General features: G+C 69.3%; 20 protein-coding genes and 1 other RNA gene. 15 read left to right on the forward strand and 6 right to left on the reverse strand.

Going from position 1 to position 16994, the window contains the following annotated elements; translation table 11 throughout:
- The first annotated feature begins 152 nt into the window (after positions 1-152).
- Positions 153-1010 carry a hypothetical protein gene (locus tag ACIA6A_RS13590; protein ID WP_396097875.1) on the forward strand — a complete coding sequence of 286 codons (858 nt, stop codon included), beginning with the start codon at positions 153-155 and terminating at the stop codon, positions 1008-1010.
- Between the two features lie 130 nt (positions 1011-1140).
- On the opposite strand, the gene ACIA6A_RS13595 is transcribed toward ACIA6A_RS13590, so the two are convergent.
- Positions 1141-1815 carry a class I SAM-dependent methyltransferase gene (locus tag ACIA6A_RS13595; RefSeq protein ID WP_396097876.1) on the reverse strand — a complete coding sequence of 225 codons (675 nt, stop codon included), beginning with the start codon at positions 1813-1815 and terminating at the stop codon, positions 1141-1143.
- Positions 1816-1948: 133 nt separating this feature from the next.
- Between ACIA6A_RS13595 and ACIA6A_RS13600 the strand changes: the two genes are divergently transcribed.
- Positions 1949-2374 (forward strand): hypothetical protein, encoded by a 426-nt coding sequence (locus tag ACIA6A_RS13600; RefSeq protein ID WP_396097877.1) that lies wholly within the window; start codon positions 1949-1951, stop codon positions 2372-2374.
- On the opposite strand, the gene ACIA6A_RS13605 is transcribed toward ACIA6A_RS13600, so the two are convergent.
- Together ACIA6A_RS13605 and ACIA6A_RS13610 are read right to left on the reverse strand one after the other, a co-directional pair.
- Positions 2365-2835, reverse strand: coding sequence for a GNAT family N-acetyltransferase (locus ACIA6A_RS13605; RefSeq protein ID WP_396097878.1), 471 nt, complete (start codon positions 2833-2835; stop codon positions 2365-2367). The genes ACIA6A_RS13600 and ACIA6A_RS13605 overlap by 10 nt on opposite strands.
- 277 nt (positions 2836-3112) lie before the next feature.
- Positions 3113-3709 carry a bifunctional DNA primase/polymerase gene (locus ACIA6A_RS13610; protein WP_396097879.1) on the reverse strand — a complete coding sequence of 199 codons (597 nt, stop codon included), beginning with the start codon at positions 3707-3709 and terminating at the stop codon, positions 3113-3115.
- Between the two features lie 241 nt (positions 3710-3950).
- Between ACIA6A_RS13610 and ACIA6A_RS13615 the strand changes: the two genes are divergently transcribed.
- From ACIA6A_RS13615 to mctP, 8 genes are all read left to right on the forward strand, one after another.
- The gene (locus ACIA6A_RS13615) at positions 3951-5180 is read left to right on the forward strand and encodes a helix-turn-helix domain-containing protein (protein ID WP_396097880.1); all 1230 of its coding nucleotides are present in this window, start codon (positions 3951-3953) and stop codon (positions 5178-5180) included.
- Positions 5181-5193: 13 nt separating this feature from the next.
- On the forward strand, positions 5194-5766 hold the full coding sequence (locus tag ACIA6A_RS13620; protein ID WP_396097881.1) for a flavoprotein: 573 nt from the start codon (positions 5194-5196) through the stop codon (positions 5764-5766).
- Between the two features lie 21 nt (positions 5767-5787).
- Positions 5788-6627, forward strand: a complete 840-nt coding sequence (locus ACIA6A_RS13625; RefSeq protein ID WP_396097882.1) for a Nif3-like dinuclear metal center hexameric protein — start codon at positions 5788-5790, stop codon at positions 6625-6627.
- Positions 6624-7358 (forward strand): zinc ribbon domain-containing protein, encoded by a 735-nt coding sequence (locus ACIA6A_RS13630; RefSeq protein ID WP_396097883.1) that lies wholly within the window; start codon positions 6624-6626, stop codon positions 7356-7358. The genes ACIA6A_RS13625 and ACIA6A_RS13630 overlap by 4 nt, the downstream gene beginning before the upstream one ends.
- Positions 7355-8470 (forward strand): bifunctional RNase H/acid phosphatase, encoded by a 1116-nt coding sequence (locus ACIA6A_RS13635; protein WP_396097884.1) that lies wholly within the window; start codon positions 7355-7357, stop codon positions 8468-8470. The genes ACIA6A_RS13630 and ACIA6A_RS13635 overlap by 4 nt, the downstream gene beginning before the upstream one ends.
- Before the next feature lie 67 nt (positions 8471-8537).
- A complete protein-coding gene (locus ACIA6A_RS13640; protein ID WP_396097885.1) occupies positions 8538-9773 on the forward strand; it encodes a glycoside hydrolase family 18 protein in 1236 nt (411 codons plus the stop codon).
- 123 nt (positions 9774-9896) lie between these two features.
- Positions 9897-10115, forward strand: coding sequence for a DUF3311 domain-containing protein (locus tag ACIA6A_RS13645; RefSeq protein WP_396097886.1), 219 nt, complete (start codon positions 9897-9899; stop codon positions 10113-10115).
- Positions 10108-11754, forward strand: a complete 1647-nt coding sequence (mctP, locus tag ACIA6A_RS13650; protein ID WP_396097887.1) for a monocarboxylate uptake permease MctP — start codon at positions 10108-10110, stop codon at positions 11752-11754. The genes ACIA6A_RS13645 and mctP overlap by 8 nt, the downstream gene beginning before the upstream one ends.
- A gap of 41 nt (positions 11755-11795) precedes the next feature.
- On the opposite strand, the gene ACIA6A_RS13655 is transcribed toward mctP, so the two are convergent.
- Positions 11796-12302 carry a MarR family winged helix-turn-helix transcriptional regulator gene (locus tag ACIA6A_RS13655; protein WP_396097888.1) on the reverse strand — a complete coding sequence of 169 codons (507 nt, stop codon included), beginning with the start codon at positions 12300-12302 and terminating at the stop codon, positions 11796-11798.
- A 73-nt stretch (positions 12303-12375) separates the two neighbouring features.
- Here ACIA6A_RS13655 and ACIA6A_RS13660 point away from each other — a divergent pair, with 73 nt between their 5' ends.
- From ACIA6A_RS13660 to ACIA6A_RS13675, 4 genes are all read left to right on the forward strand, one after another.
- The gene (locus ACIA6A_RS13660) at positions 12376-13128 is read left to right on the forward strand and encodes a VOC family protein (RefSeq protein ID WP_396097889.1); all 753 of its coding nucleotides are present in this window, start codon (positions 12376-12378) and stop codon (positions 13126-13128) included.
- A gap of 16 nt (positions 13129-13144) precedes the next feature.
- Positions 13145-13548, forward strand: an RNA gene (gene rnpB, locus ACIA6A_RS13665) — RNase P RNA component class A.
- Between the two features lie 37 nt (positions 13549-13585).
- Positions 13586-14170 (forward strand): hypothetical protein, encoded by a 585-nt coding sequence (locus ACIA6A_RS13670; RefSeq protein WP_396097890.1) that lies wholly within the window; start codon positions 13586-13588, stop codon positions 14168-14170.
- A gap of 142 nt (positions 14171-14312) precedes the next feature.
- Positions 14313-15323: an AraC family transcriptional regulator gene (locus tag ACIA6A_RS13675; protein WP_396097891.1), complete on the forward strand. Its 1011-nt coding sequence runs from the start codon at positions 14313-14315 to the stop codon at positions 15321-15323.
- Positions 15324-15331: 8 nt separating this feature from the next.
- On the opposite strand, the gene ACIA6A_RS13680 is transcribed toward ACIA6A_RS13675, so the two are convergent.
- Positions 15332-16075 (reverse strand): SDR family NAD(P)-dependent oxidoreductase, encoded by a 744-nt coding sequence (locus ACIA6A_RS13680; protein WP_396097892.1) that lies wholly within the window; start codon positions 16073-16075, stop codon positions 15332-15334.
- Between the two features lie 171 nt (positions 16076-16246).
- On the opposite strand from ACIA6A_RS13680, the gene ACIA6A_RS13685 reads away from it, so the two are divergent.
- The gene (locus tag ACIA6A_RS13685) at positions 16247-16660 is read left to right on the forward strand and encodes a hypothetical protein (RefSeq protein ID WP_396097893.1); all 414 of its coding nucleotides are present in this window, start codon (positions 16247-16249) and stop codon (positions 16658-16660) included.
- Here the strand turns inward: ACIA6A_RS13685 and ACIA6A_RS13690 are convergent.
- A complete protein-coding gene (locus ACIA6A_RS13690; RefSeq protein WP_396097894.1) occupies positions 16653-16955 on the reverse strand; it encodes a GNAT family N-acetyltransferase in 303 nt (100 codons plus the stop codon). The two genes, ACIA6A_RS13685 and ACIA6A_RS13690, sit on opposite strands and share 8 nt — an antisense overlap.
- Positions 16956-16994 lie beyond the last annotated feature (39 nt).

The following is a 16994-nucleotide window of genomic DNA, read 5'->3' on the forward strand; positions in this document are numbered from 1 at the left end:
GAACCCAACTGCACCCGTACCTGTCTCATGTCGGGGCCCGGCCGCCCGATCCTTGTGGCACCTGCGGACGGCTCCGCGGGTGAGCGGGCCCGGTCGGACCCCCCTCGGCGACCGGGCCCGCTCAGCTTCCCCCAGGATCGAAGGAGCGTGCCGTGACCGCTCCCCACGACCTGCACATCGGCGCCGACCACGAGAAGACGGTCGTCTCGGCGTCCCCGCTGCGGATGCGGACCGGGCGGGCCCGGCGGTACCGGGCCGGTTCGGTGGTCGAGGTCGTGCCCCGGCGCCCGAGCGGCCGTACCCGTGCGGATCTGATCCGGGTCTCGTCGCAGTTGTCGCTGGTCCTGCTGGTGGTCAGCGCCTTGTTGACGGGTGCCGGCGTGCCCTGGACGGCTGCGGCCGCCGGTTCGCTGGCGCTGGTCGCGCTGGTGAGTGTGCGGCTGGCTCGTGCTGCCCGGCCCGGAACGTTCGCCCTGCCCAAGGACCAGGACGCCCCGGTGCTGCACGGGCCGCGGGAGAGGGCGGCTTACGGCCGGGCGGTGGCGACCGCCCGGCGGGTACGCGCGACCTGGCCCGCCCTGCGTCACATGATCGATCCGGCCGAGGCGGACCGGGGTCTCACCACGGCCCTGCGCGACCTGGCCGCGGTCATGGCCCGCCGTCAGCAGGTCCGCCGGCTGCGCGATGAGCTCGGGGCGGCGTCGGGGCACGGTCTGCCGGGGGAGAGTCCGGCCGCGGTGGCCCTCGCGGAGCAGCGGGACCGCGTCGAGGAGCTGTGGCGCGAGAGTGGTGCGGACGCCAACCGGATCATGGCGAGCATCCACGCTGCCGCTGTCGCCGGCGAGAACCTGATCCGGGAGCAGCGGATCCACGAGACGGCCCGCAACGCCGAGATGGCGATCGCCCGGCTGACCGCGACGGGCGTACCGGTCTCGGACGCCGGCCCGGAGCTGGCCGAACGCACCGCCGCGGTGATCGCCGCCTACCGCGAGCTGCAAGCCGAGCCCTGACCCGCAGCCCGCCAGCCGCAGCCCGCCAGCCGCAGCCCGCCTGCCAAAGCCCGCGCGAGCAAAGCCCGCCTGCCAAAGCCCCGCGCGAGCAAAGCAGGCCAAGCAGGCCAAGCAAAGCGACCGAAGCGGTCTAAAGCCGGCGCGCCAGATGGATAGTCGTCGCGCGGAGCAGGAACACGTCCTGGCGCCGCAGCACGCTTTCGGGCAGGTCCGGGTCGGTGAGCTGGTCGATGCGGGCCGCGTCCTGCGGGGTCTGCTGGCCGCGGTGGTTGGTCAGCACCACGCTGAGGTGCCGCCGGGCCGGGTCGGTCAGTGGTGACGGCAGGTCCAGCAGGAAGCTGCGGCTGGCCACCCGGGTGAGCCCGGCCTCGGCGAGCAACGCCGGCCAGGACCGTGGTGCGGCGACCGCTCCCATCGGGTGTTGCTGCTGGTGGGCGAGTTCCTCACCGCGGGCGGCCATCCGGCCGGACAGCCCCGCGTCGGCGTACGAAGGCAGGAACTGGGCCGGCAGTCCGCCCTCGCGCAGCGCCAGCACCCCGCCGTCACGCAGCAGCCCGGCGAAGGCCCGGACCCCGGCGGGTACGTCGGGCAGGTGGTGGGCGACCCCGCTGGCCCAGATGAGGTCGGCCCGGGGGAGGTGGCCGAAGTCCCGGGGGAGCGAGACCTGGCAGGTCGTGAAGCGGTCGCCCAGGCCGAGCCGTCCGGCTCGTTCCCGGGCGAGGGTGAGCAGGGTGCCAACGCCTGGTCCACCATCGGCGCGTTGATCTCGGCGTCGAGCACCAATTCGGGCCCGCGCCTCTCCCATTCCGGACTCGCGTGCATGGACGTCATTTTCCCAGACAGGCAAGTCGCTTAAAGTAGCCGATCAATTACTCAGGATCACCACGGTCGGACCGATTCTCGTACTTGTGCCTGCCTCCGTGGAAAGGGTCTCCCCCATGCGTCGTCAGCGTCGTCGTTTCGTCACCCCGGTCGCCGTACTGATCGCCCTGTTCGGTGTGGGTGCCGCGTCCGCGCAGGCCGCGGCCCGGGTCTCGGCCAACGACGACAAGGAACTCGTGGTCGCGTCGTCGGAGGTCCCGGCGGGCATGGAGCTGATCGCCTCCTACGAGGGCGAGGAGCAGTGGCAGGGCCCGCGGGTCGAACTGCCGAACCAGGCCTACCAGGCGGTGGTCTCCTACAAATGCGACAAGAACGGCTTCCTGTACGTGTCGTGGGACGGCGAACCGTACAGCTATGAGACCGCGCACTCGTCGGACGCCAAGGGCACGGTGACCCTCGACGGGCACGAGGGGGGCACTCGGGGGTACTTCTCCGTCGACACGTGGCTGGGCTGCTCGTGGTCGATGAAGGTCTACTCCTGAGCGATGCTCTTGGCGAACCAGTGGTCGGCGTACGCGCGGTCCCGATGGGGCGGGATCTCCGTGAAGCCGGCGGCGGCATAGAGGGCGCGGGCCTCGACGAGGTCGGTGCGCGTGTCGAGGCGCAGGGTGCGCAGGCCGCGGTCGAGGGCGAGCTCCTCGATCGCGGCCAGCAGCCGTCGGGCGACGCCGGTGCGCCGGGCCGCCGGCAACACGAACATCTTGGTGATCTCGCCGACCGGGGGCTCGGCGGGGCGCAGGCCGGCACAGCCCACCGCGGTGTCGCCGCGGAACGCCACGAGCAGGGCGATCAGGTCGTCGCCGGGGTCGTCGGCGAGCGCGGCGTCCACCTCGGGGGCGGACGCCGGTCGGCCGTGATAACGCGCCACCATCTCGGTCAGGTAGGCGCGGACGACCGGCGCGGCGACGGGGTCCCGGACCGGGAGCTCGCGAATCACGATCATGGTGCGGATCGTGCCAGTGTGGCCCCCGGATCAGCGAGCGGGTTTCGGGCGCAGCGTGCTCGGCGGGCGCGATCCGGCGGGCCGGGATCCGATCGGCCTACTACCCAACGGCCGCGTGCCTGCGTAGCGTGACGAGTTGTTCACCCATAAGTGTGACTCGACTACCGCGAAGTAGCCGCATACCTTGTCTCGTGACATGTCTTCCCCCGGTCAGACCCGTATACCGTCCGCTACCAGCCTCAACGATCCGGCGGCCGGTGGGTGGCCGATGCCCGGATCAGGCCGCCCGGCGGGACGTGGACATCTGGCGGGGGACGCTCGGGACGCTGGTCCGGGCCGGCCGGGGACCGATCGCGTCGAGGAGTATCACCTGCACGGCCGCCGCCGCGGGCAGTCGCCAGCCGTGCTGTTCCGGTGGGACGACCCAGCGCACCCGGCCCTGTGGGGTGGGGCTGGGCGCGGCCGGGACCCACGAGCCGCGCCCGTGGTGCCGGACGTCGAGGCAGGAGGCCAGCTCCGGGCGCAGCTCCTCGTCCGGGCGCACGAAGAACATCCAGCGGCCCGCCGGGGTGACCGCGACCGGGCCGATCAGTCCCGGCCCGATCACGCCGGAGTGCAGCCGGGCCGCGCCCAGGGCCCGCAGGCCGACGGCCGCGGTCACCTCCAGCACGTCGAACGTCCTGCCGGTGGCCAGCAACACCGGGTGCGGCAGGTGCCGCCACCACAGCGCCACCCGGGCGACGTCGGTGGACGCCTCGTCCTCCCATGCTTCGATCCGTTCACCGGTGCGATAGGAGCCGGGCGCGACGGCCCAGTCGTGTGCCGCGTAGCGCAGCGCCGCCCTGCGCAGGCGGATCCGGTCGACAAGACGCATTTTTCGGTATACCCCCGAATCGGAACTCGCTATACCAGGCGGGGCGGCCGTCACCAAATTCGACACGCGTCGTTGGTTCGGGCAGATCACCCTTTTGCAAGTTGCATGAGAAATTACGAGCCACGGTGAGCAGCCGACCACACAACCTGTGCGACCAGCACGGACGAGTGAGGTCCACACTGCACCTGAAACACCGTTCGGCTCACCGGCGGGGGACGCCGGATGAGTTTGGGGAGGCACCGTGGACGAGCTGCCGATCGGCCGCCGAGTCGCCTACTGGCGCGGCCGTCGAAAGATGTCCCAACAGGTCTTCGCGGACCGGTTGGGCAAATCCAAGAGCTGGGTCGACAAGGTGGAGCGGGGGGTCCGCCGGCTCGACAAGTTCTCCGTCGTCTACGAGATCGCGGACGTCCTGGCCATAGACGTGACGCTGCTGCTGGGCAAGGACGTCGAGCGGCGTCCGGAAGCGCTCAACTGCATTGACCAGGTCGAGGTCGAGGAGATCCGCGCCGCGCTCGAGCGCTACGACCAGATGAGCGCGTTCTTCCATCCGGTGCCACAGGCGCCACCGCTGACGGAGATGCGCAAAGCGGTCAGTCACGCCTGGCTGACGTACCAGCATGCCAAGTACGGCGTACTGGCGCGCAAGCTGCCGCAACTGCTGCGCGACGCCCAGGCCGCCGACAGTGCCCACGCCGGCGGCGAGGAGGCGCGCGACGCGGCGCATCTGCTCGGGCAGGTCTATCAGATCGCGTCGTCGGCGCTGCGCAAGGTCGGCGAGCACGAGTTGTCCTGGCTGGCCGCGGACCGCTCCATCGCGGTGTCGCAGCGGGCCGGTGACCAGCTGCTGGCCGGGATGGCCAGTCACCGGGTCGGCATGGCGCTGCTCTCGCTGGGCCGGGTCCGCTCGGCGCTCGAGGTCAACGTCAACATCGCCAACCGGCTCGCGCCGGTCTCCTCGGAAGCGGCCACCCCGGAACGACTCAGCGTGTACGGCCTCCTGCTGCTCACCGGAGCGATGGCGGCCGCCCGGATCGGCGACAGTGCCACCGTCCGTGACCTGGTCAGCGGCGCCGAGCAGGCGGCCGGTGCGCTGGGTGGGGACTACAACTACTACTGGACGTCGTTCGGCCCGACCAACGTGGAGCTGCACCGTGCGGCCGCGGCGGTCGAACTCGGCGACGGTGGCAAGGCGATCGAGACACACGAGGCGATCGACCGGGAGTGCTTCGCGGCGATGCTGCCGGAGCGGCGGGCACACCATTTCCTGGACATCGCGCGTGGCTACACCCAGCTGGGCAACGTGGAGAAGGCCAGCGAGATGCTGCTGGAAGGCGACCGGCTCGCCCCCGCGGAGATACGGTGCCGCCCGCTTGCCCATGAAGTGATCTCCGACGTGCTCCGACGCACGCGGGGGACCCCGCCGGCCCCCATCGCGGAGCTGGCAGAGCAGATGGGAGTCGGGGTATGAGGTGGGTTCTGCGGTGAGTCACGGAGTCCTTTACATCCTGGTCTGCGGCTCGCCGATCGCCCGGGACGTGGGTTTGCTGGTCGACCTGGCGAAGCACGACGGCTGGGAGGTCTGCGTGATCACCACGCCGGACGGGCGCAAGTTCGTCGACACGGCCGCGTTGCACGCCCAGACCGGGCACCCCGTGCGCAGTTACTACAAGAATCCCGGTGACAGTGATCTGCTGCCGCCGGCGGACGCGATGATCGTCGCCCCGGCCACGGTGAACACCGTGAACAAGTGGGCCGCCGGTATCACCGACACGCTGGTCCTGGGTCTGCTGGTCGAGGGCTACGGCTTCCAGACCCCGACCGTGGTGGTCCCGTACACGAACAAGGTCATGGCGATGCACCCGGCATTCCATGACAGCATCGCCAAACTTCGCAATTGGGGCGTTCACGTCCTGCACGGTGACGATGTCGTCCGTCTCGGCGGCCCCGGGCAGAACGACCGCTTCCGCAGCCACTTCCCGTGGCGCCGCGCGTTGCAGGTGCTGCACGCCCATTTGCCGGCCGGTGACCGAGTCGAGCCCGGGGCCCGCTCCTGAACCTGGGTAGAGTTGGCGGCCGTGACCGATACCGCCGTTGCCCCGCCCACCGTCCGTGAGGTGGTGGCCGCCCTCGACGCCCGGTATCCCCGGGCCTGGGCCGAGCAGTGGGACCGCGTGGGTCTCGTCCTCGGCGACCTCGATCTGCCGGTGCGCACCGTGCTGTGCGTCGTCGACTGCGTCCCCGAAACCGTCGAGGAAGCGGTCGCGGCCGGCGCGGACATGATCGTCGCGCACCACCCGTTGCTGCTCAAGGGCGTCTCCTCGGTCGCGCCCGACACGTTCAAGGGCCGCATCGTGCACCGGCTGATCAAGGCCGACGTCGCGTTGTACGTGGCGCACACCAATGCCGATGTGGCCAACCCGGGGGTTTCCGACGCGCTCGCGGACCGGCTCGGCCTGACCACCCTGCGGCCTCTCGTGGACCACGGTGAGGGCCGGGGGATCGGCCGGGTCGGGGAGCTGACCACGCCGCTCACCCTCGCCGAGCTGACCGCGTTCGTGGCGGAGAAGCTACCCCCCACCGCTGCCGGGGTACGGGCGGCCGGCGACCCCGATTCCCTCATCCGTACGCTCGCGGTCAGCGGAGGAGCGGGCGACTCGTTCCTGCGCGACGCCGCCGGCGCGGGCGCCGACGCGTACCTCTGCGCCGACCTGCGGCACCACCCGGCGAGCGAACACCTCGCCGCCGGCGGCCCGGCACTGATCGACGTCGCCCACTGGGCGAGCGAGCGGCCGTGGCTCGACGAGGTCGGCGCCTGGCTGCGTGAGCAGCTCGGCGTGCGTGCCCTCGTGTCCGACCTCGACACCGACCCCTGGACCGTGCACTCGGTCAGTTCAAATAAGGAGATCCACCCGTGAAGGCCGCCCCGGACGCCCAGCGCCGCCTGCTCGACCTGCAGGCCGTCGACACCGCGCTCAACCAGCTCGCGCACCGCCGCAAGTCCCTGCCCGAGCTGGCCGAGATCGACACCGTCTCGCGGGAGCTCTCGGCCCTCGAGGACGAGCGCGTCCGCGCCCAGGTGGCCGTCGACGACCTGGACCGCGACATCACCCGCTTCGAGCGCGACATCGAGCAGGTCCGCACCCGCAAGGACCGCGACCAGGCCCGGCTCGACGCCGGCGGCGCGCTGCGCGAGATCGAGGGTCTGCAGCACGAGCTGGCGACGCTCAACCGCCGTCAGGGCGAGCTCGAGGACGCCGAGCTCGAACTGATGGAGAAGCGCGAGACCGCCGAGCAGACGCTCAACGAGATCAAGAAGCGGATCAGCGACGCGCTCGAGCGGCGCGGGGCCGCCGAGGCCCGCCGGGACGCGGCGAACGCCGACATCACCAAGGAGCAGGAGTTCAAGACCCAGTCCCGGGGGCCGCTCGCGAACGACCTGCCCCAGGACCTGGTCCAGCTCTACGACAAGATCCGGGCGAACACCGGCCTCGGCGCGGCGCTGGTGCGGGCCGGGCGCTGCGGCGGCTGCCGGATCGAGCTGTACGGCGCCGACCTGAACCGGGTCAAGGCGGCCAAGCCGGACGAGGTCGTGCGCTGCGAGGAGTGCAGCCGCATCATGATCCGTACGAACGAGTCGGGCCTATGAGCGGTCTCACGGTGGCCGTCGAGGCCGACGGCGGGTCCCGGGGCAACCCCGGGCCGGCCGGGTACGGCGCTGTCGTGCTCGACATCGACTCCGGTGACGTGCTGCTCGAGCGGTACGCGTCGCTCGGCACGACCACGAACAACGTCGCCGAGTACTCCGGGCTGATCGCCGGGCTGACGGCCGCGGCCGAGCTGGGCGCCGACCACGTCGCGGTGCGGATGGACTCCAAGCTGGTCGTCGAGCAGATGTCCGGCCGCTGGCAGATCAAGAACCCGGGGTTGCGCCCGCTCGCCGCCCAGGCCGCGACGCTGGTCGCGAAGTTCTCCTCGGTGACCTTCGAGTGGATCCCGCGGGAGCGCAACAAGCTCGCCGACGCCCTGGCCAACCGTGCGATGGACGAGGCCGCCGGCAAGCCGGTGTCGTCCGCCGCGGTCGATCTGGACGTGACCACCGAACCCAAGCGAGAACGCAACTGGGCCCCGCCGTCGCTCGACAAGGCCACCCGGCTGATCCTGGTGCGCCACGGCGAGACCGCGATGACCCAGCAGGGCCGGTACTCCGGGCGCGGCGACGTGCCGCTCTCCGACGAGGGTGAGGCCCAGGCCATGGCCGCGGCCGGGCGGGTGGCGGGCATCAGCCGCGACGTCGCGGCCGTCGTCTCCTCACCCCTCCTGAGGTGTACGAGGACAGCTGAGCACATCGCGGCCGAACTGGGAAACATTCCGGTGACCGTGCTGCCCGAGCTGATCGAGTGCGACTTCGGCGATTGGGAGGGGCTGACGTTCGCCGAGGTCCGCGAGCGCTGGCCGGAGCAGCTGGACGCCTGGCTCGACTCGACGAGTGTGGCCCCGCCGGGCGGTGAGTCGTTCAAGACCGTGTCGAAGCGGGTCCGTGGGGCGATGGCGACGCTGCTCTCCGCGTACCCGTCGTCGGTGATCGTGGTGGTCTCGCACGTCTCGCCGATCAAGCTGGTCCTGCGCGACGCCCTCGCGTCGAGCGACGCGTTCCTGCACCGCATGTTCCTGGACGCCGCCGGTGTGTCCACCGTGGACATGTGGCCGGACGGCGGCATCGCGGTGCGTTCCGTGAACGAGACGGCGCACCTGAGATAAGTGACTGTTGACCCTCCGAGGCGCGAGTGATTAGGTTTCTTTACTAATGCTCGCCCTTGGAGGGCTCATGCGTTTGCTCGCGGCCGCCGCGGCCATTCTTGTCGGCGTCACCCTGGCGCCGACCCCCGCTCAGGCATCTCACCGCTCCTACGTCAAAGTCGGATACTTCACGCAGTGGGGTATCTACGGCCGCGACTTCCAGCTCGCCAAAGTGGACGCGTCCGGGGCCGCCGCCCGGCTGACCCACCTCAATTACGCATTCGGGCCGGTGACCGCCGACGGCGTGTGCGCCTCCGCCGATCCGTGGGCCGACTGGCAGACCTCTTTCCCTGCCGGACTCAGCGTCGACGGTGTCGCGGACGAGGCCGGACAACCGCTCGCCGGAAACCTCCACCAGCTCGCCGAGCTCAAAGCGAAACACCCCGCTCTGAAAGTGCTGATCTCGCTCGGCGGATGGACCGGTTCCGCGTACTTCTCCGATGCCGCCCGGACCGACGCCTCGCGCCGGAAACTCGTCAGCTCCTGCGTCGATCTCTGGATCAAGGGCAATCTGCCCGGCCTGCCCACCGGGGCGGCGGCCGGCATCTTCGACGGCATCGACCTCGACTGGGAATGGCCCGGCTCGTCCGGCAACGACGGCAATGTGATCCGCCCCGAGGACCGCCGCAACTTCACGCTGCTGGCCGCCGAATTCCGCCGCCAGCTCGGCCCCCGCCGCGAACTCACGGCCTTTCTGCCGGCCGCCCCGGCAAAGATCGACGCCGGCTTCGAGGCCCGCAAGATCTTCAAATACCTCGATTTCGGTACGGTCCAGGGGTACGACTTCCACGGCTCCTGGGAAACGCGCACCAACCAGCAGTCGGCGTTGCGGGTGCCGGCCGGCGCCCCGGACAACCCCGATTTCTCCGTCGAGGTCGCCATCGACACCTGGCGCGACCGCGGCGCACCCGGGAACAAACTCGTCCTCGGCATCCCGTATTACGGACAGGGCTGGACCGGTGCCCCGAGCGGCCTCTTCGGGCCGGCGGCCGGTGGTGCACCGGGCACGTTCGCGGTCGGCACCGAGGATTACAAGGTGCTCAAGAATTTGCCCGCCCAGGGATACCAGCTGCATCGCGACTGGCGGGCCGGCCACTCGTGGCTCTATGACGGAACAACGTTCTGGACGTACGACGACCCGGCTCAGATCCTGCAGAAAACGCTCTATATCCGGGCCAGGGGACTGGGTGGGGCGATGATGTGGTCGCTGGACGGCGACGACGCGAACGCGACGCTCACCCGTACCGTGTCCGCCGGTCTGTAGGTCCTCGCCAGGGCGGTGTGCCGTTCGGCGCACCGCCCTCGCCGTTCGGCGCAGGGGGTGATCTCGGCTCCGAACGGCGTGTGAAACCTCTCGGTAACGTGCGGCGCACGGGAGGTTATAGCCATGACGGAACCACAACCGCGCAGTGATCGCAGCCCCTGGAACTGGCTGCTCATAGTCCCCATCGTGCTGCCTGTGCTGACCCCGCTGTTCAACTTCGACGCGCCACGACTGTGGGGATTCCCCGCGTTCTACTGGCTGCAGTTCTCCTTCATCCTCGTCGGTGTCGTGACCACGTCCATCGTGTACCGGATGACGCGGAAGAGGTCGGGCAATGGGTGAACACATCACCGAGATCGTCGTCTTCACGATCCTGTTCCTGCTGGTCAGCGGCATGGGATTCCTGGCCGCCCGCTGGCGCGCCCCCAAGGACATGGCGCACCTCGACGAATGGGGTCTGGGCGGGCGCAGCTTCGGCGGCTGGATCACCTGGTTCCTCGTCGGCGGTGATCTCTACACCGCGTACACGTTCGTCGCGGTCCCGGCCCTGATCTTCGGCGCGGGCGCGGCCGGATTCTTCGCGGTGCCCTACACCGTGATCATCTACCCGCTGTTCTTCCTGATCCTCATCCGCCTCTGGTCGGTGTCGCACCGCCACGGATTCGTCACCCCCGCCGATTTCGTCCGCACCCGATTCGGCTCACCGACACTGGCGCTGCTCATCGCGATCACCGGCATCGTGGCGACCATGCCGTACATCGCCCTGCAGTTGATCGGCATCGAGGCCGTTCTCAAGACGATGGGCGTCACCGGCGACTCCGCGCTGGCCCGGCACGCACCGATCATCGTGGCGTTCGCGATCCTGGCCGCGTACACCTATCAGTCGGGTCTGCGGGCCCCCGCCCTGATCGCGTTCGTCAAGGACACCCTGATCTACATCGTCATCTTCGTGGCGGTGCTGTACCTGCCCTACAAGCTCGGCGGCTGGGGCACCATCTTCGACGACGCGGCCGCCAAATTCGAGGCATCGCCGGCCCCGAACGACGGCATCACCCTCAACGCGAACAACCAGATCCAATACATCACCCTGGCACTCGGCTCGGCGCTGGCGCTGTTCCTGTACCCGCACAGCATCACCGGCGTCCTGGCCAGCAAGAGCCGCAACGTCATCAAACGCAATATGTCGGCGTTGCCCGCCTACAGTTTCCTGCTCGGCCTGATCGCCCTGCTCGGCTACATGGCCATCTCGGCCGGCGTGAAACCGCTGCCCGGCAACAAAGCGGGCACCGTCGACAGCAACACGGTCGTACCGTTGCTGTTCGACCAGCAGTTCCCGGCCTGGTTCGCGGGCATCGCGTTCGCGGCCATCGGCATCGGCGCCCTCGTCCCGGCGGCCATCATGTCCATCGCGGCGGCGAACCTGTTCACCCGCAACATCTACCGCGAATATCTGCGCAAGGACGCGACCCCGGCGCAGGAGGCCAAGGTCTCCAAGATCGCGTCCCTGGTCGTCAAGGTCGGCGCGGTCGGTTTCATCATCTTCCTCGACCCGCAGTTCTCCATCGACCTGCAACTCATCGGCGGCATCATCATCCTGCAGACCGCCCCCGCGGTGGCGATCGGCCTGTTCACCCGCTGGTTCCACAAAGGCGGCCTCATCGCCGGCTGGATCGCCGGCATGGGCCTGGGAATGTGGATGCTGTATACCATCCCGAACGCGGCAACCGGCCGGAAGCACTTCGGCGGCTCGGCGTTCCCGCTCTCCGACTTCGGCTTCGACACCCCGCGAACCATCTACGTCGGTTTCGTGGCGGTCGCGGTCAACCTGCTCATCGCGGTCATCGCCACCCTGATCCTGCGGGCGGCCAAAGTCGTCGACGGCGGCGACGGCACCGAACTGTCCGACTACTTCGCCGACGAGGGCGACCCCCGCCTCGAAAGTGCCCGGACCACCCCGGACACCCTCACGTCATCCACGTAGTTCCCCAGCTCTGACCCGCTCCCGCCGCGGCTCCGGACGTCCTATCCGGGGCCGCGGCCTTTGATGTAGGAGTCCATGTCCCGGGTGAACCGCTCCAGCGCCGAGGCCAGATCCCGCCGTTCCTGCGGAGCCCAGTCCTTCAGCACGACGTCATAGAGCTCTCGCCGGGCCGCACTGACCGCGTCGACCTGCGAAAGCCCGTCGGCGGTGGCCTCGATGACCGTGCCCCGGCCGTCGTCCGGATCAGCGTGCCGCTCCACCAGCCCGTCCCGGAACATCGCACTGACCTGCCGGGTCACCGTGGAACCGTCAAGATTCAGCCGATGCGCGACGGCGGAGATGTTCTGCGGCCCCGACTCCTGCAGAAGCCGCAAAATAACGTACGCCGCCCGATCCAGCGCCCGATGCGGTCGAGGCGAGCTCCGCCGGGTGGCCTCCCCGAGCCGAATCAGCATCGCGACCTGAGTCTCGATGCTGCCAAGCGCTGATTCGTCGTCCATGCCGGGTAATGGTAGGTGGCCCTTCCTGAAAGTTTGCTGCGAATCCAACGGGTGAACCTTGGTTGGCCGACCGCGGCAGGGGAATGCAGATCGTCGATCGTCTATCGAGAGAGGGCCGGCCATGGAACATGCAGCCATCAGCGAAGAACTCCAGCGTTTCGTCCTACCCCTCGCGCGGTTCGACGGTGTGGCCCTGCAGGCCCGCAACCCCCGCGACCTGGCCGGCTTCTGGCACCACAACCTGCCCGGCACCACCGCCGACGAAGGCCGCGGCCGCCTGCGCCTCAACCCGTCCCACTCCCGCGCCGCAGCAGAGATCCTGAGGCTGATCCCCACCCCGGCACCGGCCCCCGACCCGTCCCGCGTCCATTTCGACATCCGTCTGCCCGGCCAGTCACCGACTGAGCTCCTGGAAGCGGGAGCGTCAGTGATCCGCCACCCCGGCGAAGACCCGTGGTGGGTGCTGGCCGATCCGGAGGGCAACCACTTCTGCGCCTACCCCGCAGTCGACGACCGCCCAGCCGGCGTCTTCCAACTCGTCGTCAAATGCCACGACGCGCCCGCCCTGGCCCACTGGTGGGCGGACATCCTGTCCGGCCAGGTCACCCTCGAGGGAGAATCCGCCCTGATGACCGGAGCCCCGGAATTCCCCTGGGACTACATGCTCTTCGACCCGGTCCCCGAACCCCGAACCGGCCCCAACCGCATGCACTGGCACGTCGAACTCCGCGACCCGGAACCGCACATCCTGGTCAAGCGAGGAGCAAAGGTCCTCCACACCCCCTTCACCGCCCCACCCTGCGACGCCCACGACGGCGCCTGGATCCTCGCCGACCCGGAGGGCAACGAGTTCTGCGCGCTGCCGGGCACGTAGACTGGGCGGTGACGGACGAGTTGGCTGGGCGGTCGCGTCGGCGTCCCCTCCGGGGGCCGCCACCGAGGAACGTCCGGACTCCGCAGAGCAGGGTGGTTGCTAACGGCAACCCGGGGCGACCCGCGGGAAAGTGCCACAGAGAACAAACCGCCGACCCCTCGGGGCCGGTAAGGGTGAAACGGTGGGGTAAGAGCCCACCAGCACCCCGGGTGACCGGGGTGGCTCGGTAAACCCCACCCGGAGCAAGGCCAAGCAAGGCAAGGATCGCAAGATCCGAACCGGCGCAGGGATTGAGGGCTGCTCGCCCGATCCTGCGGGTAGGCCGCAAGAGCATGCCGGCAACGGTAGGCCGAGATGGATGATCGCCCAGCGGCGAGCAATCGCCGCGGACAAAATCCGGCGTACAGGCCAACTCGTCCGTCACTATCAAGGTCGCTGGTGTCGGTACGTTCTGGCCGTGACCAGCTTTCCCGCCCAGGCTCGACGGGTCCGTGATCGTGAACTAGCGCTGCAGCACCGGCTCCTTGCGTTGCGGGAGTGCGTAATGCACTTCGGGCCCTATGGGTTCCGGGCTACCTGGCATCACCTCGTCGTCAGTGCCGGCATTCCGCAACGGCTCGAAGACGACCCGGCAGCGCTGGAGCGAGCGCTGGCCGAACTGGAAGAGGCCCGCGTGCTGTGGGCCGCTTACCGCGATGTCTTCGCAGAGCGCCGCCGCCAGGAGAAGGCGCTCGGTCGGCGTACGCCACGGCGGTCGGAGCGTTGGTACTCATGGCACCGAATCGCTTATTGCCCGGACCCCACGCGTCATCCGGGTGACCGCCTCGCGGCCGTCGTGCAGCGGGTCATGGACAACTACAGCACCGACGCGGACTGGTCTGCCATGTGCCCCGCGTGCGGCCGCGGTCGTCTCGAAACCGAACTCTGCTCCTATTGTGGCGTGGCTCCGCCCTACCCTGTGATCACCCTGCCGATGGACCTTGCCCCTTGGGCCGAGAGTCAGTGGGGTCACATCGGGCACAGGATCGCTCACCTCGATTGACCAGGCGTCATGCACGACCCGGACGGATCCGTCAAGCATCAGGTGGGACTAGACATGGTCCAGCAGGAGATCCGTTCCAGATCTCGGTGAGGGCTTGCCGGGCATGGCGGCTGGCCTGGTCGGGGTTGGATACCGTACTGGCATGTATCGCTGGAACGAGCGTGGTCTGATGGCGACGCCCGATGCCTGGCGGGACGCGTTCATCGACCTGCATGGGGAGAGCCGGGTCACCCTGACCGATGCCGGCCCTTGGGCGGGGAGGCTGGAGTGGCAGCGGTCGCGGTCGTACGGCATTGCGCTCTGCGGTAGCGTCCGCGAGGAGTTTGTGCGGGAGCGGCGGCATATCCGGGCCGATCCGCGTGGCGTGTTCGAGCTGCTGGTTCCTACCGCCGGGAGTGCCCAGGTGGAGCAGGCCGCGGCTGCGGGCGAGATCCGGCCGGGCGTTCTCGCGCTGTGTGACGTGGACCGGCCGGTGACCTTCACCCATGGCGTGGAGTTCCAGTCGGTCGCGTTGATTTTTCCCGGTGAGGCGATCTACCGTCGCAGTCCCGCTGTGGTCCGTGGTGAGCAGGTCTTCGACGGCACTGTGGGGCTCGGCCGGCTGATCCGGCAGACGGTGCTCACCCTCCAGCAGGAGCGGGAACATTTGTCCGAGGCGACCTTCGACATCGCCTGCGATCAGTTGCTCGACCTGCTCTGCCTGGTCGCCGAGGGTGCCGGCGACTCGGCGCCGGCCGCTCAGCGCAGAGAGGTCGAGGCGCAGGTGAGGCAGTATGTCCGCCGTCATGCTGCCGACCCCGACCTCTCCATCACCGGCATCGCCCGGGCTCTGGGCTGGTCGGCACGGTATCTGCAGGACGTACTACGGGCCGCCGGCACGACCTCCCGCGACCTCATCCGCGCGGAGCGGCTGCGGCTGGCCCGGACCCGGTTGGCCAGTTCGGCCTGGGACAACCGGTCGATCGCGCAGGTCGCGTACGCGTCCGGGTTCGCCAGCCACGCGTCGTTCGCCACCGCCTACCGCCGCGAGTTCGGCGGCACGCCCCGTGAGACCCGCGGGGACCGCCGGGAGTTGGGCGGCACGCCTCGTGAGACCCGCGGGGACCGCCGCGAGTTGGGCGGCATGCCCGGCGAGACCCGCGGTGAGTTCTGAGCCGGGCCTCAGGCCAGGGCGCCGCCGTCGACGCGGAGGGTGCTGCCGGTGATGTACGCGGCGTCCGGCCCGGCCAGGAACGCCACCGCACCGGCGACCTCGTCGGCCTCGGCGTACCGGTGCATCGGGATGACCGCCTGGAGCATGAACTGGCCGCCCTCGGAATCCTTCGACATTGCCATGTCGGTGTCGATGATGCCGCATTCGATCACGTTCACGTTGATTCCGCGCGCGGCGAGATCCTGGGCCCAGCCGCGGGTGTACGCCGTGACCGCGGCCTTGGTCGCCGCGTAGTCGGACATGCCGGCGGCGAAGGTCTTGCTGGCCAGGCCGGACGACAGGTTGACGATCCGGCCTCCTTCGCCCATGTGCCGCACGGCCCGGTAGGTCGTGTCGGCGACACCGGTCAGGTTGATGGCGACCTGCTCGTCGCGTACGGCGTCGGTGAGCTCGCCGGGCCGGAAGACTCCGGCGCTGTTGACCAGGATGTCGATCCGGCCGAATTGTTGAGCGACCGCGTCCACCATGGCTGTCACCTGCGCGCGGTCGGCCTGGTCGGCCTGGATGGCCTCGGCGCGTATGCCCTGCGACCGCAGTTCTTCGACCAGCGTCTTCGCCTTCTCCGCCTGTGCGACGTAGGTGATGACCACGTCCGCGCCCAGCGTGGCCAGCCGCCGGGCCGTCGCGGCGCCGATCCCCCGGCTGCCCCCGGTCACCAGCGCCACCTTGCCCGACAGAATTTTCTCGCTCACGAGCCACTCACTCCTTGTGAAATCCGCGCCTACCCCGTGCCCGGTCAACACTCGCCGCCGGGGCGCGCGTGGTCTTTCGCCCTGGCGCACAGCGCTTGCGCCAGGGCGCAGAGAAACGAGCGGCAGTAGCTAAGCTCGTCGATCAGAATCATCGCGAGCACTGGGGGATTCGTGGATGAAGAGGCGAGCCTGCTGCGTTTTGGTCTGACGCCGGCGGGTGCGGATCTGGACGCTGTCCGGGCCGTGCTGCGGGAGCAGGGGGAGTTGGATCCCTATTACCAGGATGTCGCCCTGATGAAGCTGGGCTGCGTGCAGCTTTTCAACGCCGGCCGGGTCGAGGATTCGCTGGTCGTCTGGGCGGCCAAGGAGTCCGGGTTCGACGCGCACTGCTCGATCGATGTGCAGCTGCTCTGCGGCGCGGGGCTCGAAGCCACCAAGGCCTACCTGGCAGCGGACGGCTCCCAGGAAGCTGCCGACGCACTGCGGTATCTGGGCGAGTGCGAGGCTACCGGGGATTTCACCGGGTTCACGCCGGAGGGCATCACCCGTCAATGGCAGCGGTATTACCGGGGTGAAGCTATTTGATGCGCTTCGTCGACCTGGCCACTGAGCTTTCATACTCGGGGTGTTTGTCCAGCCAGCCGCTCAGGAACGGGCAGATCGGGACAACCGTGCGCTGCTTCGAGCGGGCGTCTTCCATGGCTGCTCTGGCCAGGGCCGAGCCGACGCCGTGGGATTCGAAGGCCGGCTCGACCTTCGTGTGGGTGTAGGCGATGATCGGGCCGGACAGCTGGTAGGTGAGGACGCCGGCCAGGTCTCCCTGCTCGTCGCGTGCCTCGAAGCGTTCTTTGTCCGGGACGTCGGTAACCGTGATCTCCACCTGCCCATCCAATCATGGGCACCGGCATAGGGTCGGGGT

Origin of the sequence: Actinoplanes sp. NPDC051494 (genome assembly GCF_044454705.1) — a bacterium.
GTDB lineage: Bacteria > Actinomycetota > Actinomycetes > Mycobacteriales > Micromonosporaceae > Actinoplanes.